At 64.2% G+C, this 22,765-nt stretch carries 26 protein-coding genes; 6 read left to right on the top strand and 20 right to left on the bottom strand.

Features of this window, described 5'->3' with window-relative positions:
- Window positions 1-2 precede the first annotated feature (2 nt).
- Both accB and MVC20_RS15995 read right to left on the bottom strand, forming a co-directional pair.
- A complete protein-coding gene (gene accB / locus MVC20_RS16000; RefSeq protein WP_297543313.1) occupies window positions 3-497 on the bottom strand; it encodes an acetyl-CoA carboxylase biotin carboxyl carrier protein in 495 nt (164 codons plus the stop codon).
- A 150-nt stretch (window positions 498-647) separates the two neighbouring features.
- A complete protein-coding gene (locus MVC20_RS15995; RefSeq protein WP_297543311.1) occupies window positions 648-1,184 on the bottom strand; it encodes a LuxR C-terminal-related transcriptional regulator in 537 nt (178 codons plus the stop codon).
- A 127-nt stretch (window positions 1,185-1,311) separates the two neighbouring features.
- On the opposite strand from MVC20_RS15995, the gene MVC20_RS15990 reads away from it, so the two are divergent.
- The 5 genes from MVC20_RS15990 (at window position 1,312) to queF (ending at window position 5,127) form a co-directional block, all read left to right on the top strand.
- A complete protein-coding gene (locus tag MVC20_RS15990) occupies window positions 1,312-2,790 on the top strand; it encodes an AMP-binding protein (RefSeq protein WP_297543182.1) in 1,479 nt (492 codons plus the stop codon).
- Between the two features lie 87 nt (window positions 2,791-2,877).
- Window positions 2,878-3,576, top strand: coding sequence for a 7-cyano-7-deazaguanine synthase QueC (gene queC, locus MVC20_RS15985; protein WP_297543180.1), 699 nt, complete (start codon window positions 2,878-2,880; stop codon window positions 3,574-3,576).
- Window positions 3,576-3,932, top strand: coding sequence for a 6-carboxytetrahydropterin synthase QueD (gene queD, locus MVC20_RS15980; RefSeq protein ID WP_297543178.1), 357 nt, complete (start codon window positions 3,576-3,578; stop codon window positions 3,930-3,932). Before queC ends, queD begins: the two co-directional genes overlap by 1 nt.
- Window positions 3,929-4,651 carry a 7-carboxy-7-deazaguanine synthase QueE gene (queE, locus tag MVC20_RS15975; RefSeq protein ID WP_297543176.1) on the top strand — a complete coding sequence of 241 codons (723 nt, stop codon included), beginning with the start codon at window positions 3,929-3,931 and terminating at the stop codon, window positions 4,649-4,651. Before queD ends, queE begins: the two co-directional genes overlap by 4 nt.
- 11 nt (window positions 4,652-4,662) lie before the next feature.
- Window positions 4,663-5,127, top strand: coding sequence for a preQ(1) synthase (gene queF, locus MVC20_RS15970; protein WP_297543174.1), 465 nt, complete (start codon window positions 4,663-4,665; stop codon window positions 5,125-5,127).
- Between the two features lie 51 nt (window positions 5,128-5,178).
- On the opposite strand, the gene MVC20_RS15965 is transcribed toward queF, so the two are convergent.
- The 11 genes from MVC20_RS15965 to MVC20_RS15915 all read right to left on the bottom strand — a co-directional run bounded on the left by MVC20_RS15965 (window position 5,179) and on the right by MVC20_RS15915 (window position 15,171).
- On the bottom strand, window positions 5,179-5,868 hold the full coding sequence (locus MVC20_RS15965) for an ABC transporter ATP-binding protein (protein ID WP_297543171.1): 690 nt from the start codon (window positions 5,866-5,868) through the stop codon (window positions 5,179-5,181).
- Window positions 5,861-6,604 carry an ABC transporter ATP-binding protein gene (locus MVC20_RS15960; protein WP_297543169.1) on the bottom strand — a complete coding sequence of 248 codons (744 nt, stop codon included), beginning with the start codon at window positions 6,602-6,604 and terminating at the stop codon, window positions 5,861-5,863. The genes MVC20_RS15965 and MVC20_RS15960 overlap by 8 nt, the downstream gene beginning before the upstream one ends.
- Window positions 6,597-7,601 (bottom strand): branched-chain amino acid ABC transporter permease, encoded by a 1,005-nt coding sequence (locus MVC20_RS15955; RefSeq protein ID WP_297543168.1) that lies wholly within the window; start codon window positions 7,599-7,601, stop codon window positions 6,597-6,599. Before MVC20_RS15955 ends, MVC20_RS15960 begins: the two co-directional genes overlap by 8 nt.
- A gap of 4 nt (window positions 7,602-7,605) precedes the next feature.
- Window positions 7,606-8,475 (bottom strand): branched-chain amino acid ABC transporter permease, encoded by an 870-nt coding sequence (locus tag MVC20_RS15950; protein WP_297543166.1) that lies wholly within the window; start codon window positions 8,473-8,475, stop codon window positions 7,606-7,608.
- A 54-nt stretch (window positions 8,476-8,529) separates the two neighbouring features.
- Entirely contained in the window at window positions 8,530-9,705 is a 1,176-nt protein-coding gene (locus MVC20_RS15945; protein ID WP_297543164.1) for an ABC transporter substrate-binding protein, read from the bottom strand.
- Window positions 9,706-9,747: 42 nt separating this feature from the next.
- On the bottom strand, window positions 9,748-10,527 hold the full coding sequence (gene benD, locus MVC20_RS15940) for a benzoate diol dehydrogenase BenD (protein ID WP_297543161.1): 780 nt from the start codon (window positions 10,525-10,527) through the stop codon (window positions 9,748-9,750).
- Window positions 10,524-11,546 carry a benzoate 1,2-dioxygenase electron transfer component BenC gene (gene benC, locus MVC20_RS15935; RefSeq protein WP_297543159.1) on the bottom strand — a complete coding sequence of 341 codons (1,023 nt, stop codon included), beginning with the start codon at window positions 11,544-11,546 and terminating at the stop codon, window positions 10,524-10,526. The genes benD and benC overlap by 4 nt, the downstream gene beginning before the upstream one ends.
- A gap of 55 nt (window positions 11,547-11,601) precedes the next feature.
- Window positions 11,602-12,129 carry a benzoate 1,2-dioxygenase small subunit gene (gene benB / locus MVC20_RS15930; RefSeq protein WP_297543157.1) on the bottom strand — a complete coding sequence of 176 codons (528 nt, stop codon included), beginning with the start codon at window positions 12,127-12,129 and terminating at the stop codon, window positions 11,602-11,604.
- Window positions 12,130-12,141: 12 nt separating this feature from the next.
- Window positions 12,142-13,530: a benzoate 1,2-dioxygenase large subunit gene (gene benA, locus MVC20_RS15925; protein ID WP_297543155.1), complete on the bottom strand. Its 1,389-nt coding sequence runs from the start codon at window positions 13,528-13,530 to the stop codon at window positions 12,142-12,144.
- A gap of 40 nt (window positions 13,531-13,570) precedes the next feature.
- Entirely contained in the window at window positions 13,571-14,719 is a 1,149-nt protein-coding gene (locus MVC20_RS15920; protein WP_297543153.1) for a muconate/chloromuconate family cycloisomerase, read from the bottom strand.
- Window positions 14,720-14,910: 191 nt separating this feature from the next.
- On the bottom strand, window positions 14,911-15,171 hold the full coding sequence (locus MVC20_RS15915; RefSeq protein ID WP_008281976.1) for a DUF2312 domain-containing protein: 261 nt from the start codon (window positions 15,169-15,171) through the stop codon (window positions 14,911-14,913).
- A 134-nt stretch (window positions 15,172-15,305) separates the two neighbouring features.
- Between MVC20_RS15915 and MVC20_RS15910 the strand changes: the two genes are divergently transcribed.
- Window positions 15,306-15,521, top strand: coding sequence for a hypothetical protein (locus MVC20_RS15910; protein WP_297543150.1), 216 nt, complete (start codon window positions 15,306-15,308; stop codon window positions 15,519-15,521).
- Between the two features lie 5 nt (window positions 15,522-15,526).
- On the opposite strand, the gene MVC20_RS15905 is transcribed toward MVC20_RS15910, so the two are convergent.
- The 7 genes from MVC20_RS15905 to MVC20_RS15875 all read right to left on the bottom strand — a co-directional run bounded on the left by MVC20_RS15905 (window position 15,527) and on the right by MVC20_RS15875 (window position 22,704).
- Window positions 15,527-17,494, bottom strand: coding sequence for an enoyl-CoA hydratase/isomerase family protein (locus MVC20_RS15905; RefSeq protein WP_297543148.1), 1,968 nt, complete (start codon window positions 17,492-17,494; stop codon window positions 15,527-15,529).
- Window positions 17,495-17,580: 86 nt separating this feature from the next.
- A complete protein-coding gene (locus MVC20_RS15900; protein WP_297543146.1) occupies window positions 17,581-17,790 on the bottom strand; it encodes a hypothetical protein in 210 nt (69 codons plus the stop codon).
- A gap of 91 nt (window positions 17,791-17,881) precedes the next feature.
- Entirely contained in the window at window positions 17,882-18,208 is a 327-nt protein-coding gene (locus MVC20_RS15895; protein WP_297543144.1) for a TraR/DksA C4-type zinc finger protein, read from the bottom strand.
- 95 nt (window positions 18,209-18,303) lie between these two features.
- Window positions 18,304-19,308, bottom strand: a complete 1,005-nt coding sequence (locus MVC20_RS15890) for a FliM/FliN family flagellar motor switch protein (RefSeq protein WP_297543142.1) — start codon at window positions 19,306-19,308, stop codon at window positions 18,304-18,306.
- Window positions 19,309-19,387: 79 nt separating this feature from the next.
- On the bottom strand, window positions 19,388-22,072 hold the full coding sequence (locus MVC20_RS15885; protein WP_297543139.1) for an ATP-binding protein: 2,685 nt from the start codon (window positions 22,070-22,072) through the stop codon (window positions 19,388-19,390).
- Window positions 22,073-22,339 (bottom strand): hypothetical protein, encoded by a 267-nt coding sequence (locus tag MVC20_RS15880; protein ID WP_297543137.1) that lies wholly within the window; start codon window positions 22,337-22,339, stop codon window positions 22,073-22,075.
- Entirely contained in the window at window positions 22,336-22,704 is a 369-nt protein-coding gene (locus MVC20_RS15875; protein ID WP_037270623.1) for a response regulator, read from the bottom strand. Before MVC20_RS15875 ends, MVC20_RS15880 begins: the two co-directional genes overlap by 4 nt.
- Window positions 22,705-22,765 lie beyond the last annotated feature (61 nt).

Below are 22,765 nucleotides of genomic sequence, written 5' to 3'. Positions count from 1 at the left end.
CCTTATTCGATGATCATCAGAGGTGCGCCATATTCGACCGCCGCGCCATCCTCGATCAGGATGCGTTTGACGGTGCCGCCGCGCGGGGCGGGAATATGGTTCATGGTCTTCATCGCCTCGATGATCAAAAGGGTATCGCCCTCGGACACCTGCGTGCCCACGCTGACAAAGGTGGGCGCGCCCGGTTCTGCCTGCATATAGACGGTGCCGACCATCGGCGAGGTCACGGCGCCGGGGTGGCTTGCCGGGTCCTCGGACGGCGCGGCAATGGCCGCCGGGGCCGGCGCGGCAGCCGCAGGGGCCGGGGCATAGGCGGGCGCGGGGGCCGGTGCGTAATGGGTGGTCACGGTTTCACCCCGGCGGCTGACGCGCACCTGCAGCGTGTCGTCCTCGCCGTATTCCCGCTTGACCGACAATTCGGTCAGGTCGTTTTCGTTCAGGAGTTCCGCCAGAGCCTTGATAAAGGCCACGTCCGATTCATGGGATTTGTTCGACATATCTTCCTCGACCACAGCGCGATGATGTCCCGCGTGGCGGGCTCATGGCATTTGTTTTGGCCGCTTATAGGGCAAGGTGCAGGCTGAGAAAAGCGGCCATTGCCCCTTAATCTGGGGGCAGGAGGGCAATTTTACGAGAGGCGCGCACAATCAGAGCGGCATGCCCGAAAGTTTGGCCACGAGTTCCGCGAGTTTGCGGGCCTGAAATTTCTCAAGCAGCCGCGCGCGATACACCTCGACCGTGCGGTAACTGAGGCCGAGATCAAGGCCGATTTCCTTGGACGTCAGCCCGCGACAGGTGAGAATCGCCACCTCGCGTTCGCGTTGGGTCAGTTCGACAAGCGGGCGTTCGTCCGAGAGATCGGAGAAAGACCAGATGCCGCGCTGAAACGGCGCCTCTGGCGTAAGCGACTGTCCGCGCACACGGCACCAGAAGAGCGTGCCATTGCGCCGCTTCATCACCCGCTCGTCGGCATAGCGCCCGGTCTTGCGCATGATGGCAAGCGCATCCGCCCCGATGCGGCGATAATCCTCGATGGAGGGGTAATAGCGGGCGAGCGGAATGTTGGCATAATCGGCGGGGGTATCGCCAAAGATCGCGGCGAATTTCTGATTGCACTGCCGGATGATGCGATGTTCCAGCAGGGCAAGGCCCACCGGGGCGTGGTCAAACGCGAGTTCCTTGATCTCCATGGCGCTCTCCTTGCAGCGTTTATGCCGCGTGCAGTGCAGCGCGCCAAGGGCCTTGCGTGTTTCTACGGAATTGTGCCGGGGCGGCGTCGGTGCTTTGGTGTGGTTCGGGAGGAACCGGGGGATGAATATCGGGATTTGGCTGGAACGCGCGGCGCAGGCATGGCCCGAGCGCGGAGCGCTCTACGAGGGCTGCGGCCCGGTTGCGGATTATGCCGGGTTTGACCGTGCCGCGCGCGAGGTGGCAGGCGGCTTGGTGGCCCAGGGCGTCACCCCCGGCGACCGCGTGGCGATCTTCATGGGAAATGCGCCCGACTATCTCTTGGCGCTCTACGGTATCTGGTATGCCGGGGCCGCCGCCGTGCCGATCAATGCCAAGCTGCACGGGGCAGAGGCGGCCTGGATCATCACCGACGCAGGCGCGCGGGTGGTTCTGGCGGATGCGGTGCGGCAGGAGGCCCTGGCCGAGGAGGGGGTTACGGCGCAGGCGGTGCAACGCGGCGCGCCCGTGGTTGAGGTCGCCGCGCGCGCGCCGGTGGATTTGGCGTGGCTCTTCTACACATCGGGCACCACCGGGCGGCCCAAGGGGGTGCGGATCACGCATCGGATGCTGGTGGCGATGTCGCTCGCCTATCTGGCCGATGTGGACGAGGTGAGCGCCGAGGATGCCACGCTCTACGCCGCGCCGATGAGCCATGGCGCGGGGCTCTATGCCATGGTGCATGTGCTGCGCGGGGCGCGGCATGTATGCCCGGCGTCGGGCGGGTTCGCTGAGGGCGAAATCCTTGGTCTCGCGCGGCATCATGGCCGGGTGCACATGTTCGCGGCGCCCACGATGGTGAAACGGCTGACCGCCTGGGCGCGGGCGCGCGGCGAGACTGGCGCGGGCCTGCGCAGCGTGGTCTATGCCGGGGGGCCGATGTATCTGGCGGATATTCTCGAGGCGGTCGAGGTGTTCGGGCCGGTTTTCCTGCAAATCTACGGGCAGGGCGAATGCCCCATGGCGATCACCGCGCTGTCGCGCGCCGATGTGGCGGACCGCAGCCATCCGCGGTGGCGCGCGCGGCTGGCCTCGGTGGGTCGCGCGCAATCGGTGATCGAGGTGCGGATTGCGGATGAAACAGGGGCCGAGGTGCCGCGCGGGCAGGTGGGCGAAATCCTCGTGCGCGGCGATGCGGTGATGCCGGGCTACTGGCAGAACACGGCGGCGAGTGAAAAGGCGCTCAAGGGTGGCTGGCTCTGGACCGGCGATCTGGGCCGGATGGACGGTGACGGCTATGTGACCCTGCAGGACCGCTCCAAGGATATGATCATCTCGGGCGGCAGCAACATCTATCCGCGCGAGGTGGAAGAGGTGCTCTTGACCCATCCTGACGTGATCGAGGTGGCGGTGGTGGGCATGGCCGATGCCGAATGGGGCGAGGTCGTGGTGGCCTTTGTGGTCTGTGACGGGGCGCTGGATGAGGCAGCACTTGACGCGCATTGCCTGCGCCAGATTGCGCGGTTCAAGCGGCCCAAGCGCTATATCGCGGTCGCCGAGTTGCCCAAGAACAATTACGGCAAGGTGCTCAAGACCGAATTGCGGGCGCGCTTGGCAGAGTAGACCGACCTTGTTTTAGACTGTCAAAGGCGCTAGATGCGCGGGGTCGAGCGGTCGCAGCCTACCCGCTTTAAAAAACAAGGATGAAAGATGAGGACGATTGTTATCTGCTCGGGCGGGCTCGATTCCGTATCGCTCGCCCATAAGGTGGCCGCTGAGCATGAATTGGCGGGGCTTCTGAGCTTTGATTACGGGCAACGCCATGTGAAAGAGGTGGAATATGCCGCCGCTTGTGCGCGCCGCTTGGGCGTGCCGCATAAGGTGGTGGATATTCGCCAGATTGGCGCGGCGCTGTCGGGGTCGGCGCTGACCGATGATGTGGCGGTGCCGGATGGGCATTACGCCGAAGAGACCATGAAAATCACCATCGTGCCCAATCGCAATGCGATCATGCTGGCCATTGCCTTTGGCATGGCGGCGGCGGAAAAGGCCGACGCCGTGGCCACGGCGGTGCATGGCGGGGATCATTTCATCTACCCCGATTGCCGTCCCGGCTTTATCTCCGCGTTTCAGGCGATGCAGGATGCGGCGCTTGAGGGTTATGCCGAGGTCACGCTCTACACGCCCTACCTCAACGGCTCCAAGGGTGACATCGTCGCTGATGGTGCCAAGCATGGCACGCCCTTTGCCGAGACATGGTCCTGCTACAAGGGCGGGGTGCGTCACTGCGGGCGCTGTGGCACCTGTGTCGAGCGGCGCGAGGCGTTTCATCTCGCGGGGGTGATTGACCCCACCGAGTATGAGGACCCGGATTTCTGGCTGGCGGCTGTGGCCGGACGGGGGGCGTGATGTATCGGATCACCAAGGAATTCCACTTTTCCGCCTCACATCAGCTTTTTGGCCTGCCTGCGACGCATCAATGCGCGCGGCTGCATGGGCATAATTACATCGTGGTGGTGGAGCTGACCGCCGCCGAATTGAACGCACATGGGTTCGTGCGCGATTACCTCGATCTGGGCGATCTGAAGCGGTATATCGACGACACGCTGGATCACCGGCATCTGAATGATGTGCTGGGGGATGATTGCGTGACCGCCGAGCGGATGGCCAAGCATCTCTTTGACTGGTGTCGGGCGCGTTGGCCCGAGGTGACGGCGGTCAAGGTCAGCGAAACGCCGAAAACCTGGGCGGAGTATCGCCCGTGAGCGAGGCGATCCGCGTATCCGAAATCTTTGGCCCGACCATTCAGGGCGAGGGCGCGCTGATCGGACAGCCGACGGTGTTCGTGCGCACCGGGGGGTGCGATTATCGCTGTAGCTGGTGCGACAGCCTGCACGCGGTCGACTCGGCCTATCGCGAGACATGGGCACCGATGAGCGCCGAAGCGGTGATGGCCGAGGTGACGCGCCTCTCGGGCGGTCGGCCGATCATGGTGACACTCTCGGGCGGCAATCCGGCGATTCAGCCCTTGGGCGCGTTGATCGACCAAGGCCATGCGCAGGGCTATCGGTTTGCGATGGAAACCCAAGGCTCTGTCGCGCGGGACTGGTTTGCCGCGCTCGATATGCTGGTGCTCAGCCCCAAGCCGCCGTCGTCCGGGATGGAGGTGGATTGGGCGCTGTTCGACGCGTGTGTCGCTGCGGCCAAGGGGGCGGCGCACGTTCTCAAGATCGTGGTGTTTGACGACGTGGATTACCAATGGGCGCGGGACGTGGCGGGGCGCTATCCTGACCTGCCGCTGTATCTGCAACCGGGCAATCACACGCCGCCCCCACCCGAGGATGACACGGCCACCGTGGATCAGGACGGCATCGACGACCGGATGCGCTGGCTGGTGGAGCGGGTGACAGCCGACGGATGGTTCGAGGCAAGGGTCTTGCCGCAATTGCATGTGATGCTCTGGGGCAACAAGCGCGGGGTGTGAAGGAGAGAAAGATGAGCGAGAATATCTACAAAGACCTCAAGCAGTTGGGCGGCGCCACCGTGGTCCCGCAACGCCCCGAAGAGGCGGTGCTGGAGCGGGTTTCCAATCCGCAGGCCGATGTGCAGTATAACGTGCGCTTTACCGCGCCCGAATTTACATCGCTCTGCCCGATGACCGGACAGCCGGATTTCGCGCATCTGGTGATTGACTATGTGCCGGGCAAATGGCTGGTCGAGAGCAAATCGCTCAAGCTCTATCTCACCAGCTTCCGCAATCACGGGGCGTTCCACGAGGATTGCACGATTTCGATTGCCCGGCGGCTGGTGGAATTTCTCGAACCGGAGTGGCTGCGGATTGGCGGCTACTGGTATCCGCGCGGCGGCATCCCGATCGATGTGTTCTGGCAGACCGGGGCGATGCCCGACGGTGTCTGGATCCCCGATCAGGGCGTGCCGCCCTATCGCGGGCGCGGCTGAGGCCGCTAGATCTTTTGCGCCCGCCCATTGACCGGGCGGGCGCGTGTTGCGTCACACGCCAAGCCAGCGGTGCTGTGCCTCGGTATCCGCGCGGATGGCCTCGGCGCTGCCGGTCCAGACCACCTGGCCCTTGCTGACCACGACCACATCATCGGCAAGCGAGGTGGCAAAGCCGAAATTCTGCTCGACCAGAACCATCGACAACCCCTCGCGCTTGAGCTCCATCAGCTTGTCATGGATCAGCTTGACGATGATCGGGGCCAGCCCCTCGGTGGGCTCGTCGAGGATCAGCAGGCGCGGATTCATCAGAAGCGCGCGGGCAATGGCCAGCATCTGCTGCTCGCCCCCCGACAGTTGCGTGCCGCCATTCTCCAGCCGCTCGCCCAGACGCGGGAAAAGGTCCAGCACCCGGTCCATCGTCCAGGCCCCGTCAAACCGCTTGGACGCGATTTCAAGGTTCTCGCGCACCGTCAGAGAGGGAAAGATATCCCGCGTTTCAGGCACATAGGCGATGCCAGCCTTGGCGATGTCATAGGGGCGCTTGGGCATGGCCTGTCCTTCAAAGGTGATCTGCCCGTCGCGCAGCGGCAAGAGGCCCATCACCGTCTTGAGCGTGGTCGATTTGCCCGCGCCATTGCGCCCCAGAATGGCCAGAACCCGGCCCGCCTCGGCGCGCAGCCCCATGCCATAGAGCACTTGGGTTTCGCCATAGCCGGAATTGACGGCATTCAGTTCAAGCATCTTCCCAACTCCCCAGATAGATGTCCTTGAGCAGCTTGGAGCCGCGCGCGGCCTCGGGCAGCCCGTCAAAGACCACTTCGCCATAGTTCAACACGGTGATCGTGTCGGCCACGTCAAAGGCCAGATCCATGTCATGCTCGATGATCAACAGCGTCAGATCACGCGGCAGGTTGTTCAGCAGATCGTGAAAGCCCTTGGCCATCTCGGGGCCGACACCGCTGGTCGGTTCGTCCATCAAGAGAACGAGGGGCCGTGTGGCAAGGGCCACGCCCACCTCCAATTGCCGCCGCACGCCATAGCTGATCTCGGACACGCGCGCATGCAGGTAAGGCATGAGATTGACCTGTTCGGCGACCTCGGCCACGATCTCGCGCACCTCGGGACGGGCGAGGCTGTCGGTATAGAGCCGCGTTGCGTTGCCGGTGTGGATCGCCGCCGCGAGCCCCAGATTTTCCTCGACGGTCAACCCGTCAAAGAGCGTGTTCTTCTGATAGCTGCGCGACAGACCCTGGCGCGCGCGCCGGGCGACGGGCAGGGTGGTCACATCCTCGCCTGCCAGATGCACCGAGCCGCTGTCAGGGGTCAATTCGCCCACCAGCAGGTTGAAGAGCGTCGTCTTGCCCGCGCCATTCGGGCCAAGGATCACCCGCCGTTCGCCGCGCTCCAGTTTGAACGAGACCCCGCGCGTGACATGCACCGCGCCAAAGCTCTTGTCGAGTTTGCGTGTCTCAAGCATCGGTCTTGACCTCCCTCGGGTCGATGTCGCGCACGGCATCCGCCGCGCGCCGTTCAATCCGCGCGCCAAACCGCGCCTCGATCCAGCCAAAGATGCCATTGGCACGGCTCATCACCACCGCAATCAGGATCATCCCGACCACAAGGTGCCAATAGCTCGTGAGCGCGCCCACCTCATGCTTGAGCAGCACAAAGACCGCCGCCCCCAGCAACGGGCCGACCAGCGTGCCAAGCCCGCCCAGGATCACCACCACCAGCGCTTCGCCCGACACCGTCCAGGACAGAAGCCCCGGCGAGACGAACATCACATGCTGCGCCGCCATCGCGCCGGCCAGACCCGAGATCAGACCAGAGAGGCCAAAGACATCCGCCTTGACCCGCCAGACCGTGAGGCCAAGCGCGCGCATCCGCTGTTCGTTGTGCATGACCCCCGAGAGGGACCGACCCAATCCCGAGCGCAGGATCAGCACCGCCGCGCCATAGATTGCCGCCAACACGCCAAGGCAGAAGAGTGCAAAGCTGCGCCCGTCGTTGAGATCCAGGCCAATGAATGAAAGGTCCAGTCGCGCAATCCCGCTCAGCCCGTCATCGCCACCAAAGAGCGGCGCCTCGAACACATAGGAATAGCCCATCTGCCCAAAGGCCAGCGTTGCCATGATGAAATAGATGCCATGGCTGCGCGCGCAGATGGCCCCGATGACCCAGGCGATGGCCCCGGTCACGGCCACGGCCCCACCCATCGCCATGAGCGGCGTCAGCCCCACCTTGGTGGACAGGATCGCATAACCGTAGGCCCCGACGCCCAACAGCGCGCCGTGGCAGAGCGAGACCATGCCGCCAAAGCCAGCGACCATGTCGAGCGCGATCACCAGCATCGCGAGGATGACAATCTCGGTGAGGATTTCGAGTCCGAAATAGTCCGCGGTCAGGGCCTGAAAGAGGGCCGCAGAGGCCAGGAGCACGAGCGCGGCATATCTGAGCGGTGTATGTCGAAACATCGCCTTATCCTTTCGCCGGAAAGAGGCCCACGGGCCGGATCACCAGCACCGCCGCCAGAAGCGCGTAGATCAGAACCGAGGCCAGTTGCGGTGCCAGCACCGCGCCAAAGGTCTGTACGAAGCCAAAGATGAGCGAGCCTGCAATCGCCCCCTTGAGCGAGCCGAGACCCCCGATCACGATCACGATCAGGGTTGGAATGAGGATTTGCAGGCCCATGTCGGGCGTGACGCTCAGCAAGGGGGCCGCCACGGCGCCCGCCAGCCCCGCGAGCGCGCAGCCCACGCAGAATACGATGAAGAAGAGGCGTTCGACATTGATGCCAAGGCAGGCCGCCATGGCGTCATTGTCCACGCCCGCACGGATCATGGCGCCGATCTGTGTCCGGCTCAGCACAAAGGCCAGAGCGGCAAAGATGGCAAGGCCCAGTGCAATGATGAAGAGCCGGTAAGCGGGGTATTCGACGCCCAAGAGCGCCACGCGCCCGGCAAGGAAACTCGGCACTTCCAGCCCGAGGGCCAGATCGCCCCAGACGATCCGGGTGATGTCGAGCAGGGCAAAGATGAGCCCGAATGTCACAAGAACCTGCGCCATTGGCCCCGATTTGCGCATCCGCTGAATGAGGCCGGAATAGAGCAGCACGCCCACCCCCGCGACCGCCACCGGGGCCAGAAAGAACCCTGCCCAATAACCGCCGACCGCCGCCGCAGAGGCCGCGAAATAGGCCCCCAGAGCATAGAGCGCGCCATGGGCCAGGTTGACGAAATGCATCAGGCCAAAGATTACGGTCAGGCCGATGGAAAGCAGAAACAGAAGCATCGAAAGCTGGAGCGCGTTGAGCGCCTGAAGCGTCCAGAAACCCAGATCAAGTGACATTGCGGAACCTCCTCCCGAATGGGCCCGGCCAAGGATATGGCCGGGCCTTGGCTTTTAGTTGCTGACGGGTGTGGCCATCTCGCAGCCATTGACCGGATCGGCCTCGGCGGGCAGGGCGGCCAGCACCTTTTGCGTGAGGCCGTCGTCGCCTGCGACGGTCTCGTAGACATAGATCGGCTGCACGATGTTGTTGGTTGCAGGATCAATCGAGAGCGCGCCGCGCGGTCCGTCGAACCTGACCTGCCGCAGGGCATTGGCAAGGCTCTCGCGGTCCGTGGCCCCGGCCTTGACCGCCTCGATCAGCGCGCGACCGGCGTCATAGCCATGCACCGCGAATTCCGACGGCACGCGGCCCGTCTTGGCCTTGAACGCCTCGACGAATTGCACGTTCGCGGGATTGTCGAGCGTGGGCACGTAATGCAGCGCGGTGATCACGCCCTCTGCCGCCGGACCTTCGGCGTTGACATAGAGCGATGAGGTGAGAAAGCCCGAACCATAGAGCGGCAACTCGGCCTTGAGGCCAAAGCTGTCATATTGTTTGACAAAGGAAATCGCCTCGCCACCCGCGTAGAACACGAACACCGCCTCGGCGCCGCTCGACTTGGCCTGTGCCAGGTAGGGGCCGAAATCCTGTGTCTTCTGGAAGGGGGTGAAATCCTGCCCGACAATCTCGCCGCCCGCGGCGGTGAAGGTCTGGACAAAGCCGTCAATCATCTGCCGTCCGGCGGCATAATCGGGGGCCAGCGTATAGACCTTGCGGATGCCCTGATCATACATCCATTGCCCCATCGGGCGGTTGACCTGCCCGTTGGAAAAGGACATGCGCGTGATATAGGGCGAACAGGCCTCGCCCGTCGCCTCGTCATTGCCGGCATTGGCCACGATCAGCGGCACGCCTGCGCCATGCACCATGTCGCGCACAGCACCCAGCACGCCAGAGCTGACGATGCCCGAGATCACATCGACCTTGTCCTGCAAGATCAGCTTCTTGGCCTTGGCCAGGGCCACGGGCGGCTTGACCTCGGTGTCCTCGCGGACAATCTCGAATGTGGCCGGGGTTTCGCCGCCGAATTGTTCAAGCGCGGTGGTAAACCCGGCCTCGATGTCATTGCCGAGGGCGGCATAGACGCCGGAGAAGGGCAAGAGAAGCCCGACCTTGATGTCTTGGGCTGTTGCAGGCACAGCGAGGCCAGTGGCGAGCCCGAGGGCCGCCAGAAATGCGCGTTTCATAGGGTAGTTCCTCCAGTTGGTGTTCAGACCCCTCCTCAGGGTCTATCCAAGATCGCCCCCGCCCACCGGCACGGTAACGCCGGTGATGTAAGAGGCCTCATCCGACGCCAGGAACAGGATGGGCCCTGCCTGTTCGTCGAGTGTTCCGTAGCGTTTCATCAGGCTGGACTGGATCGTCTGATCGACGATGGTCTGATACCAGTCGGCGCGCTGTTCCTCCGCCGCATTGGGGTTGCGCGGCACCACGCGCGGCGGCGCCTCCGTGCCCCCCGGTGCGGTGGCCACGACGCGGATACCGCGTTCGGCCACTTCCCAGGCGAGGCTCGCCGTGATCGCATTCACCCCGCCCTTGGCCGCCGCATAGGGCACGCGGTTGAGGCCGCGCGTGGCAATGGACGAGACATTGACGATCACGCCCGCGCCTTGCGGCAACATCCGCTCGATCGCGGCCCGGCAACAATAGAGCGTCGGAAAGAGAGAGCGGCGCACCTCGGCGTCAATCTCATGGGGCGCGTAATGCTCATAGGGTTTGGCCCAGATCGTGCCGCCCACGTTGTTGATCAGAATGTCGATCCGACCCCAGGTCTTGACCGCCGTTGCGATGGCCGCGTCGCAGCCGTCCCATGTTTCCAGATCGACGTTGAGCGCCTGGGCCTCGCCGCCTGCGTCACGGATCGCCGCGACCACCGCCTCGCGCTGCTCGGAGCGGTCCACGACCAGCACCTTTGCCCCCTCGGCGGCGGCGCGTTCGGCCACCCGGCGCCCGATCCCCTGGGCGGCGCCGGTCACGACCATCACCTTGCCTGTGAAACGCGGTGTCATGCGGCCGCTGCCTCTGTCTCGGTCGGGTTGAACTTCTCGAAATGGAACGCGGCGGGGGTTACGCCCAGTTGCGCGAAATGCGCGCGCACCGCGTCCACCATCGGGGGCGGGCCGCAAAGGTAGACATCGCAATCGCCGTCGTTGAGATCCTCGGCCGTCACATGATCGGTGACAAAGCCCTTGCGATCATGCGCCTCGTTCTGATCGGCCAGAACGGTGATGACAGTCACATTACCAATCGCCTCGGCCAGTGCCGTCACCCGGTCCAGCTCTACCAGATCGGCGGCGCGGGTCACGGCATAGTAGAGCGTGATCGGCTGATCCGAGCCCTGCACGGCCACCTGCTCCAGCATCGAGAGGAACGGGGCAAGACCCGTGCCGCCCGCCAGCCACAGTTGCGGCCGCGTGATGGGCCGCAGGTAGAAGGCACCCATCGGCCCCGTCAGCGTGACGGCATCGCCGGGGGTGGCCCGCTCGCCCAGATAGCGGCTCATGACCCCGCCCGGAATGTTGCGGATGAGGAATGTGGCCTCCTCCGCGCCGGGGGCAGAGGAGAAGGAATACGAGCGGTGCGCCTCTGTTCCGGGCACGCTCACATTCACATATTGACCGGGCAGGAACCCCATCGGCTTGGCCAGCTTGACCCGCAGACCAAAGGAGGTCTCGGACAGGCGGTCCACGCCCAAAACTTCGGCGCTGATCGCCTCGGGTGCGGTCTTGCACACGGCAGAGGAGGCCGGCACGCGGACCACGCAATCGCTCTGCGGCATCATCTGGCAGGTCAGCACGTAGCCCTCTGCCGCTTCGTCCTCGGTCATCGCCTCGTCGAGGTAGAATTCCAGCTCATACTTGCCCTTTTCGGCAAAGCATTTGCAGGTGCCACACACCCCGTCGCGGCAATCCATCGGAATGTTGATCTTTTGCCGAAAGGCGGCTTCGGTGACTTTCTCGTCATCCTCGCACTGGATGACACGGGTCACGCCATCCTCGAAATTCAGGGCGATGTTGTAGCTGGTCATGGCGGGCTCCTCCCCTCTGCTGGCGCGCGCCCTCGGGCACGCGCCGGTCCTGGTCTCAGATGTGATAGACGTCGATCACATGGTGGATCTGGTCATTCTTGAGCACGACCTTCTTGTCGGTGATCAGCGGCTTTTTCCCCGTCACATCAAGCGTGTAGAACGAGGTGCCCCAGTGCTGGTCGGTCTTGCCATAGCGATAGGTCAGCGTGTGCCAGTTGAAGCGCAGCGTGATCTTGCCTGCCTCGCGGCTCAGCACTTCGATATTGGCAAGGTAATGATTGGTGCGCGGTTCTGGCAGGGACGTGGCCGAAGAGCGATCCGTCTGGATGCGGAACACGCGATCCTCGATGCCCGAGCGGTCGGGATAATAGATCAGGGACATCTCGTTTTGCGGATCCTCGGTCAGTTGATCCTCGTCATCCCACGCCGGCATCCAGAACGGGCAATCCGGGTGATAGAAGGTCAGCCAATTGTCCCAGTCCCGATCATCGAGCGCGCGGGCCTCGGCATAGAGAAAGGCTTGGATTTCCTCGTAGGTCATGGTGGCCTCGGTGCTCTGGCGGTCAAGTGTTGCGGTTGTCATGGTCTCTCCTCCTCACTCAGCCGCGACCTGGGCGTCGGATGCGGTGGCGCGTTCCTTGGCGATGGCCTGCGCCATCCGCTCGGACCACTGCTTGTGCTGGATCACAAAGAGACCCTCGTCCTCGGTGCGGGCCCCCGACAGGATCGGGTTCACGCCAAGCGCCTTGGCATCCTCGTCCGGGCCGTGGATCCACTGGGTCGCGCCCCGGCAGATGTCATTCCACTTGGCATGGGCGGCCCCGGCATAGCCGCGCTGCGTGGCGCGGAATTCCTCGGTATCGTCAGGCGTGGCCATGCCGGAGGCGTTGAAGAAATCCTCGTACTGACGAATGCGGCGCGAGCGGGCCTCTTGGGCTTCGCCCTTGGGCGCGATGCAATAGATCGTGACCTCGGTCTTATCCACGCTCACGGGGCGGAACACCCGGATCTGGCTGCTGAACTGATCCATCAGGAACACGTTGGGATAGAGGCAGAGATTGCGCAGCACACCCACCATCCATTCGGCCTTGGTCGCTCCGTATTTCTCGGTCCATTCCGCAAGGCGCGGATAGTTGGGGCGGTTGGTCGGGTCCGACCACGCGGTCCAGAGCAGCAGGTGACCATTCACATAGGAATGGAACCCGCCCTTCTGCTTGGCCCATTTGCTGGCATCGGTCGCCTTGATCTTGTCTTCCTTGCCATCCGCCGTGCGGTGCGATGTGGTGGCGACATAGTTCCAATGCACCGCCGAGACGTGATAGCCATCAGCGCCATTCTCGGCCTGCAATTTCCAGTTGCCGTCAAAGGTATAGGTGGACGAGCCGCGCAGCACCTCGAGCCCCTCGTCGGATTGATCGACGATCATGTCGATCATCTTGCGCGCCTCGCCCAGATACTCTTCGAGAGGGGCGACGTCGGCATTCAGCGAGCCAAAGAGAAAGCCGCGGTAATTCTCGAACCGCGCCACCTTGGTCAGATCGTGGCTGCCATCCTTGTTGAACTGCTCGGGGTAGCCTGCGCCATTGGGATCCTTGACCTTGAGAAGCTTGCCGGTGTTGGAAAAGGTCCAGCCGTGGAAGGGGCAGGTAAAGGTCTTTTGATTGCGGCGCTTGAAGCGGCAGAGCTGTGCGCCGCGATGCGAGCAGGCATTGACCAATGCGTTCAGATTGCCGTCCTTGTCGCGGGTGATCACCACCGGCGTGCGCCCCATGGTCAGGGTAAAGTAATCGCCGGGATTGGGGATCTGGCTTTCATGCGCCATGTAGATCCAGTTACCCTCGAAGATGTGCTTGATCTCAAGCTCGAACAGTTCCTCATCGGTGAACATGTCACGCCGCGCACGGAAAATCCCCGCCTCGGCATCTTCTTGCACGATACCGTCGAGACGGCCTTCCAGTTCGTCGAGATTGGATTGGGTAAACATCGTCTTTCCTCCTCCGGAAAAGTCTTGGGTCTTGGGCCGGTTACTCACCGGCCACGGTTTTCAGGCTCCGCGTACGGTCGCGGCGGAAAAACTCGACCTTGTCGTGGTCGAGCGCCACGCCAATGCCCGCGCCCTGCGGCACCTCGACGGTGAAATCGGCATAGCGGATCGGGGTGGCCAGAATGTCCTCGGTCAAGAGGAGAGGGCCAAAGAGCTCGGAGCCCCAACGCAATTCCTCAACCCCGGCAAAGAGTTGCAGAGCAGCGGCGGTTCCAAGCCCGGTTTCCAGCATCGTGCCGGCATAGAGACCCAGACCCGCCGCCTGCCCGATCGCCACCACTTCGGACGCGCGCTTGATCCCGCCCGATTGCGCGACCTTGACGGCGAACACGTCTGCGGCATTCTTGGCCACGATGCTCACGGCATCCTCTGGGCCGTTCAGCGCCTCATCGGCCATCACGGCGATCTCGTGGTCCCGCGTCAATTCCCGCAGCGCATTGAGATAGCGCGCGCGCACCGGCTGTTCGACCAACTCGCAGCCCACATCCTGAAGGCCCCTGAGCCCCCACCGCGCATCCTGAAGCGACCAGGCCTGATTGACATCGACGCGGATGCTGGCGGCATCGCCCAGCGCGGACTTGATCCGCGCAACATGAGCCACATCCTCGGCCACCGAGCGTTTGCCGATCTTGAGCTTGAAGATATTGTGGCGGCGGGTCGCGATCATCTCTTGCGCCTCGGCAATATCCGTATCGGAATTGCCAGAGGCGAGCGTCCAGGCCACCGGCAGCCGCGCATGCACGCCGCCGCCGAAAAGCTGTGCCACCGACACGCCCAGACGCCGCGCCAACCCATCCCAAAGCGCGATTTCCACCGCGGCCTTGGCAATGCGGTTGCCCTTGACCAGATGGTCGATGAGCTGCAGCGCGCCGTTCACATCATCCGCCGCGCGCCCCAGAAGGGCAGGGGCGATATAGGTGTCGATCGCGGATTGGATGCTCTCGGGGCTCTCGGGGCCATAGGTCAGCCCGCCGATGGTGGTGCCCTCGCCAATCCCCTCGGACCCGTCCGAGAACCGTATGCGCACCAGAACGGCGGTCTGGACCCGCATCGTCGCCATCGACAGGACATGGCCCCGGATGGTCGGAATATCGAGGATCATCGTTTCGATCTGGTCGATCTTGGTCACGGCGTTCACCACATGTCAGTGTTGCATTGAGGTGCAAATTGCCTGTGACGGCGGGGCAAGTCGATGATGCTGCGGGTCTTGGGTGATACCCGCACCGAAAGGTTGCCCCATGTCCGCTGCCGGGCCATGGCACAAAGAAAAAGGCGCGCCAGACTGGCGCGCCTTGCTGAAATCCGTGCGCGAGGGCGCGGTTACATCATGCCCAGGGCTTCCTTGTACATTTCGAGAACCGCCTCTTCTTCGGCGATGTCATCCTTGTCGCGCTTGCGCAGCGCGATCACCTTGCGCATGACCTTGGTGTCATAGCCGCGCCCCTTGGCCTCGGCCATCACTTCCTTTTGCTGGTCGGCAATGTCCTTCTTCTCGGCCTCGAGCCGCTCGAACCGTTCGATGAACTGGCGCAACTCATCGGCGGTAACGCGGTAGTTGCTGTCGGAATTCATATCGTCCATGGCCTGATCTCCGGTCGGTTGGGGTTTCTGACTAGCGCCCCGCCGGATAGGGTGCAAGGGACATCTGCGGCGCGGCTTGCAATGGTGGAAAAATTGCTCTAGCGCCGGGGCGATAACCGGCCGGGGAGGTGGCAATGGAGTATATGATCTGGTCTGGGGCCGCCCTGTCGCTGGCGGGTCTGGCCACCTTGATCTGGTGCATCGTCAAGGTCTGGCGCGCGCGCAAGGCCGGGTTGTCGGATGCGGAATTGCGGGCAGCGGTGCAAAGGATCGTGCCGCTCAACACCGGCGCGCTGTTTCTGTCGGTGATCGGGCTGATGATGGTCGTCGTGGGCATCCTGCTCGGCTGAGCGCTTCAGGTATCGGCCCGCCGACCAAAGAATCCCTCGCCATTCTTGACCATCTCGCGCAGCATTGGCGGCACCTCCCAGAGCGGGCTGCCCAACGCGGCAAGCGCCTTGAAATCCTGCAAGATGGCCAGCATCCCGCGCTGATCGGCGGCAAAGAGCGGCCCGCCCTGCTTGCGCTCATAACCATAGCCGCGCACCATCAGCACGTCGAGATCCGAGGCGCGCTGCACCGCGCCGCGGGCCAAGAGCCGCATCGCCGCCCCCACAAGGGCCGCGTGCAGCGCGTGCCGTGGCAGCACGGCGCCCAGCACCTCGGACGGATCGCGTCCCGGTCCCGCCATGCTCTTTGACGGGCGTGGCCCCTCACTCGGGTGATCATAAAACCCGCGGCCGACCGCGCGCCCGACCGCCCCCTTGGCCAGCCGTTCGGCCAGCGGATCATCCGCGCCGGGGGACGGGCATCCCAGCCATTCGGCCACCGCACGCAGCCGTGCTGCCACCACCGGCAAACCTTCGACATCCATCATGAGAAACGGCCCCGCCCGAAACCCGAGCCGCTGCGCCGCCTGGTCCACCCGCTGCGGTGTCACGCCCCGGCGCACCAGTTCCAGCCCGGCCAGGGCAACCGCGCCCATCAGGACATGCCCCAGCCCCGGCCCCGCCGCAGGCTGCGCCGCGCGCACCATGGTCACGCCCAGCCCGGTGCAGAGCCGCGCGAGGCTGGCGACCGTTCCGGCATCGGCGGCCTCGGATACGGCGACTTCTGCCAGCCGCACGCTCTGCGCAGGCCGGTAGAGCCGGAAACCCAGAGCCGCACCTGCCAGACCGCGCCCATCGTCGAGCGGCAGGCTGAGCGCTACATTCGCGGCCTCTGAGCCGCGCGTGCAGAGCGCCAGATCAGCGGGGCCCGTGCCACTTTGCAGCCGCGCAAGATAGGCGCTTTTGGTGGCGGCTTCGATCTTGCCTTGGGTAACGAGCCCGTCGAGCGCGCGCGACACGCTGGCGGGCAGGTCTGGTGCATCGCTGCGCACCTCCTTGCCGCCCTCCATGAGCAGCAGCGCCACATCCCCAAGCCGCGTCCCGGCAAGCGCGATTCGGGTCATGTCACGCGTCGGGGACTGCGCGCGTTCGGGCATGCCCGAGGCCCGGCGCTCGGCGGCGTAAATGTGCCGCTGCGCGCGCGCCTCTGGGCTGCGCAACCGATCGTCAAACAGCGTCGCCTCAAAGGCCAGCCCCTGCGGGAACGGCAAAAGCTGCGCGGCCTCGACCGCACGCACTATGTCGGACGCCGCGCCGCTCTGTCCCTTGAGCCGCTCGGCGACGGCGGCGATGGCGCGCTGATAGCCCGCCGGATCAGACAGACCGCGCGTGGCGTCCTGGCTGCGGCGCCATTGGCCCTGATCCGCCATCTTGCGGGCCAGATCGACCGCGGCGGGCAGGGGATCATCCGTCGTGATCTGGGAAAAGAGACGGCGCAGTCGCGGATCGGAGGCGCGCAGGGTCTGCCCCGTCAACAGAATTTCCAGCGCCACCTGCGCCCCCAGAAGGCGCGGCAAGCGTTGCGTCACGCCGCCACCCGGCACCATGCCAAGCGTGATTTCAGGGCAGGCCAGTCGCGCCTCGGCCTGCACAACACGGGCATGCGATGCGAGGGCCAGCGCCAGACCGGCCCCAAAGGTCGCACCGTGCAGTGCAGTGACCACCGGCTTGGCAAATTCCTCGATCCGCGTGCAGAGCGTGTCAATCCACGGCTCTGCCAGCGGGCCGTCATATTCCGTGAGATCGACACCAGAGGAAAACCCGGCGCCTGATCCCGCAAGGACCACGGCGCGCACCTCGTCTGCCGTGGCCGCGCCATCCAACGCGCCCGCAAGCTCTGCGCGCAAGTCAGGGGACAGCGCATTGGCCACGGGACGATCCAGCAGCAGCACCGCCACCCCGTCCCGCAATTCCTGACGTATCTGCCCCGTCACTCCGTCCCACCCGTAAAACGCTTCTACGTACAAGTTCTACGGGGAATTTCCTCCTGCGCAAGCTTGGGACGGAAAAACTGGCAGTTTCAGACGGGCATGTTGTCGAACTGCGCCTCGATAGCCTCGCACAAGAGCAGCTCGTGCAGGCTCTTGGTTTCCTCCGGAACGGCGATGCCTTCGTTATGCAACCGCTCGATCATCCGGCGCAATTGCGGCTCCATCTTGTGGCGGATGTCGGGATTGGCCTGTCCAATCTGATGCTCAAGGCGGTCAAGCTCGGTGCGCGTGTTGATCATGGTGGTCCTCCCTGGTGGCAATGCAACCTTAGCGTGTTTCGTGCCGCAGTTCGAGACTTTATCGAGACCCCGTAACAGTCGCGTGACTGACTCAGGAAACTTGCGCGGCACAGGTCCGGCAGAGCGGTGTTTCTGGCAAGACATCCAGACGATCCGCCGCAATCGGCTCTTCGCAACGGGCGCAGGTGCCAAAGGTGCCCTTGCGAATGCGGTCAAGCGCTGCGCGGATTCGCGCGACTTCTTCCTGACCGTGCTGGCCCAGATGCTCCAGCACCTCGTCGCCTTCACGCTCGATCGCGGCATCGTCCCAATCCTTGGATTTGGTCGAATCGAGTTCTGCTTCAATGGCATGCAGACGTTTGTCCAATTCGCCAAGTCGCGCCATCAGCGCCAATCGATATCGTTCCGTCTCGATCATCCAAAGCCTCCATCATTTCGGATACCCTATCAGACGACGGTGTTTGGGTTATTGATGCAGGTCAAGAGAAAGCAGATCGGCGTGGTAGCGCTGGGCTACATCGGATGATCGGTGAGGGTCCGAGCCTCGACAGGCAGAAGATCGGAGCCGCTTCGGGCGGCCACAGGGGCGGGCTCCGCGACCGGGTCCGGCGGGTCTGGCAAAGGCGAGGCCGCCCCCGCGATCAGGCGCAGCGCGCGCACGCCGTTCATTTGCCCAAGCTCTGCCGTGGCCACCAAATGCCCGCGCGTGCCGACAAGCTGGGTCTCGCTCAGCGACTCTCGCGGGAGGGGAAGCAGATCGCCGGGTTTCAGCGCCAGAATATCACGCAGGGGCAGGCGTAACCGTGCCATGACCGCGTCGAGCACCACCGGAGCCTTGGACACAACCTGATCGAGATGAGCAGGGGGCTCGATTGTGGCGCTTGCGGTTTGACCGGCGGTGGCGCGTGCCGGCGGTGCGATCACGGGCAAGAGCAGGTCAAGGCGCCCGGTCTTGGCCCCCGGTCCCAGATCGACGGTGAGGCGCAGCAGTTCGAAATCCGGGGCCACCAGCAAGAGCAGCAGACCGCGCATATCCTCGACCATATCGCCAAAGGCAAAGTGGCGAGCGGGCGGCGCGTCGGGGTCCTGCGCCAACTGGCCCTCGAAATCAGCCAGAACCGCGTCGATCAGGGGGGCGACCATTGCCGCGTCGGTGCGTGTGGCCGCGCGTGGTCGTGCCATGCCGGGGCGCACGGCGCCCGTGGTCTGCACCTCGATCAGCCCGGCAAGGAATTGCGAATCAAGACAGAGCGCGCCGCGGGCACCCCCAGCCCCCTCCAACAACACAAGGAGACCTCCGTCGCCCAAGCTGTGCCCCACATCGGCAAGCGGCACGCGTATCTGTTCGACGGTGGCCACCGTCAGGCCAAGGCCCAGAAGGGTGTCCGCCGCGCGCGCCAAGGCCAGGCGCAGCGCCTTGACCGGGGTCATCTGGCGGCTGTCGGACCCGTCCCGTGCGGCTTGCGCCATCCGCTGAATGACCGAACTGTGATCCTGCGATCCCATACCCTGCGCCATCGCCCCTTTCTGAAGCTGTCGGGCTGAGCCTAGGCAGGCTTGGTTACGATTTTCTTTAGGCGGCTGGAAAAACTCTGACCTATTGTGCGGCCATGCGCGCGCTCAGCGGCAGGGTCACGCGGAATGCGGCCCCTTTTTGCCCCGGCAAATAGCTGACCGCGCCGCCCAAACGCGCCATGATCTCGCGGCAGATGGCCAGGCCAAGACCCGCGCCCCCGGCCTTGTGCTGGCCTATGCGCGAGAATTTCTCGAATATCACCGCCTGTTGCGCGGGCGCGATGCCCGATCCGTTGTCGGTAAAGTCGATCACCAGTTCCCCATCAATCACCGCCGTGCGAATCGTCAGAATCGGCGGCTGCCCGTCGCAGTATTTGCGCGCGTTTGCGATGAGGTTGATAAAGACCTGCACCAGCCGGTCCAGATCGGTGGTCAAGTCCACAGCTTCCGCCACGCGGTCGCGGACCACCCTGAGCGCGCCCCCTTGCACCCCTGCCGCGCGCTCGGCCCGGTCCAGAAGGTCGGCCAGCGATCCGCGCTGCACATGCAAGACCACCTGACCATTCTCCAGCACGCTCAGGTCCAGCAGATCATCCAAGAGCCGCGTCAGGCGCACCGCCTCGTCATGGATCACCGAGGCGTATTTACTCTGTTCTTCCGCGGTCAAATCGCCCGTGTCGCGCAGGATTTCCGAGAAGGCGCGGATCGAGGTCATTGGCGTGCGCAGTTCATGGCTGATCTGGCTCAGAAACCCGTCCTTTTGCACCGAAAGCTGGGTCAGTTTCTCATTGGCCTGCCGGAGTTGGCGCGCGGTGCGGGCCAGTTCCTGCGATTTCGCCTCGAGCTGGCTGGAATATTCCATGATCTGCGCGGTTTCATCCGCCACCGCCATCAGATCCTCGACCGAGACCGCCGCGCCCCCGACGATCTGGCTGATCATGGCATGTGCCGTCGCGGCCCCGACAGAGCCCGACAACTCGCGTTCGAGCTCTTGCAGGAACGAGGGGCTGGGTTCGGGCAGATACCCCGCCAGCCCCTGTCGCCTTGCGGCCTCGGCAAAGAGCGCTTGCGCCTCGGTGGCCCCCATGATGCGTTGCGCCATGATCAACAGGTCTTCGCTCTGCGCCATGCCGCCGGTCCAGCCGCCGGGCGTGCCGGAATGATCGAAGACATTGACGAATTGCGCCCCCTGCAAGCGTTCCACCGGCTGCGGAAAGCTGAGGAGCGAGCCAAGGATGAAGGCAGACGTGTTCAGCAACAGCGACCAGAGCACCGCATGCACCACCGGATCCATGCCTTCGGTGCCAAAGAGCGCGCGGGGCCGCAGCCACTGCAGGCCAAAGAGCCCCTCGTCAAAGACCACCTGCGGCAGCACCACCGAGGGGCCGAAACTGGGCAGAAACAGGCAGTAGATCCACACCACCGCCCCGACGATGAGACCCGCCAGCGCCCCGGTGCGCGTGGCCCCCCGCCAGAAAAGGCCACCCATCAGCGCGGGCATGAATTGCGCGACCCCGGCAAAGGCAATCAACCCGATGGCCGCAAGGGCCGTTCCGCCCCCCGACAGGCGGAAATAGACATAGCCCAATAGAACGACACCCGCGATACTCAGCCGCCGCGCCAGCAAGGCCACATGCCGCACGTCCCCCGAGACCATCGCCGCCCCGCCTGAAAAATGCAGCCAGAGGGGCATCACCACATGGTTCGACACCATGGTCGAGAGCGCGATCGCCGCCACGATCACCATTGAAGTGGCGCTGGAAAACCCCCCCAGAAAAGACAGGATCGCCAGCCCGTCGCGCCCGTCCATCAAGGGCAGGGTCAGCACGAAGAGATCGGGATTAGCGCCTGTTGGCATCAGTTCCAGCCCCACCGCCGCGATGGGCACGACAAAGAGGCTCATCAGCATGAGGTAGGTTGGAAACGCCCAGGCAGCGGTGCGCAAATGGTCCTCGTCCTCGTTCTCGACCACCATCACCTGAAACATGCGGGGCAGGCACAGAAATGCCACCGCCGACAGCATCGTGAGACCGATCCAGCGACTGCCCGACACCTCGAACCGCGCAATGGCCGAGGCGTCGATGCGGTCGAGCGTGGTCGCAACCCCGCCCGACAGGCCCCAGACCACGAAAATCCCGACAGCCAGCAGGGCAAAGAGCTTGACCACCGCCTCAAGCGCGATGGCCATGACCACACCATGATGGCGCTCGTTCGCATCCAGATTGCGGGTGCCAAAGAGAATGGTGAAGAGCGCCAGCCCTCCCGCCACCCAGAGCGCGGTGGATTGCATGTCCGGCAATGTCGTGGCTGTGGGGTCCGTTTCGGCAAAGGCCGCAAAGGACAGGGTCACCGATTGCAGTTGCAGCGCGATATAAGGCGTCGTGCCAATGACCGCCAACACGGTCACGATCACCGCGAGCAGGTTGGACTTGCCATAGCGCGAGGAAATGAGATCGGCGATCGAGGTGATCCGCTGGCTGCGCCCCACCCGCACCATTTTGCGCAGGGTCCACCACCAGCCGATCATGATCAGCGTCGGACCCAGATAGATCGTGACAAATTCCAGCCCCGAACGGGCGGCGAATCCGACCGCGCCATAGAATGTCCAGGCGGTGCAATAGATCGACAGCGACAGCGTGTAGATAAAGGGCGAGCGCAGCCAGCTCCCGCGCCCGCGCAAGGCGGCGCGGTCCGCGGCAAAGGCCACGGCAAAGAGAAACACCACATAGAGAATACAGACGAGGATCAGGACGTTGAGGATCGTCATCTATCGCTCCTGTGGCCCCTTTGGATCGTCCTCGCTCTCGGTCGGGCGCAGCCGGGCCGAAATCACGCCGGCAATCCCCGCCAGCGCGATCCAGAGGCCAAAGATATAGAGCATCGCGCGCGTGGTGCGCACGCCCCCTGCCTCCCACAAGAGCGGCACCGAGAACAGGACCGCCCCGGCAATCGGCAGCATCCGCGCCGCATCCGACAGCCGCCGCAACCGATAGGTGCGCCGCGCCAGAAACAGCGGGCCGCGTTCGGCGCTCATGGCACGACCAGCGCCCGCACCGCGGCCAGCACATCGGCGTTGGAAAAGGGCTTGGTCATGTATTGGCTGGCCCCGGCGCGCTCTGCCATCTCGCGATCCTTGGTCTGGCCGCGCGCCGTAAGCATCAGCACGGGCGTGTGGCCATAGACGGCATCGGCGCGGATTTCCTGAAGGATGTCAAAGCCGCTCTTGCCGGGCAGCATCACGTCGAGAATGATGAGGTCGGGGGCGCGGGCGCGCACCGCCTCCATCGCATCATGTCCATTGGCATGGGTCTTTACCTCCCAGCCATCCCGCGAGAGGATAAAGCTGACAGCCTCGATGATGTTCGGCTCATCCTCGATCACCAGAACCCTCTTACTCATGCAACCGGCCTCCCCTCCGTTGCGCGCGCGGTCTTTGCCGTGCCATTGATTCTCTGTGCGC

Source organism: Roseovarius sp. (genome assembly GCF_027019125.1).
Lineage (GTDB): Bacteria > Pseudomonadota > Alphaproteobacteria > Rhodobacterales > Rhodobacteraceae > Roseovarius.
Note: the sequence above shows the minus strand (reverse complement) of the source record. Positions and strands in the feature narration are given on the sequence as shown.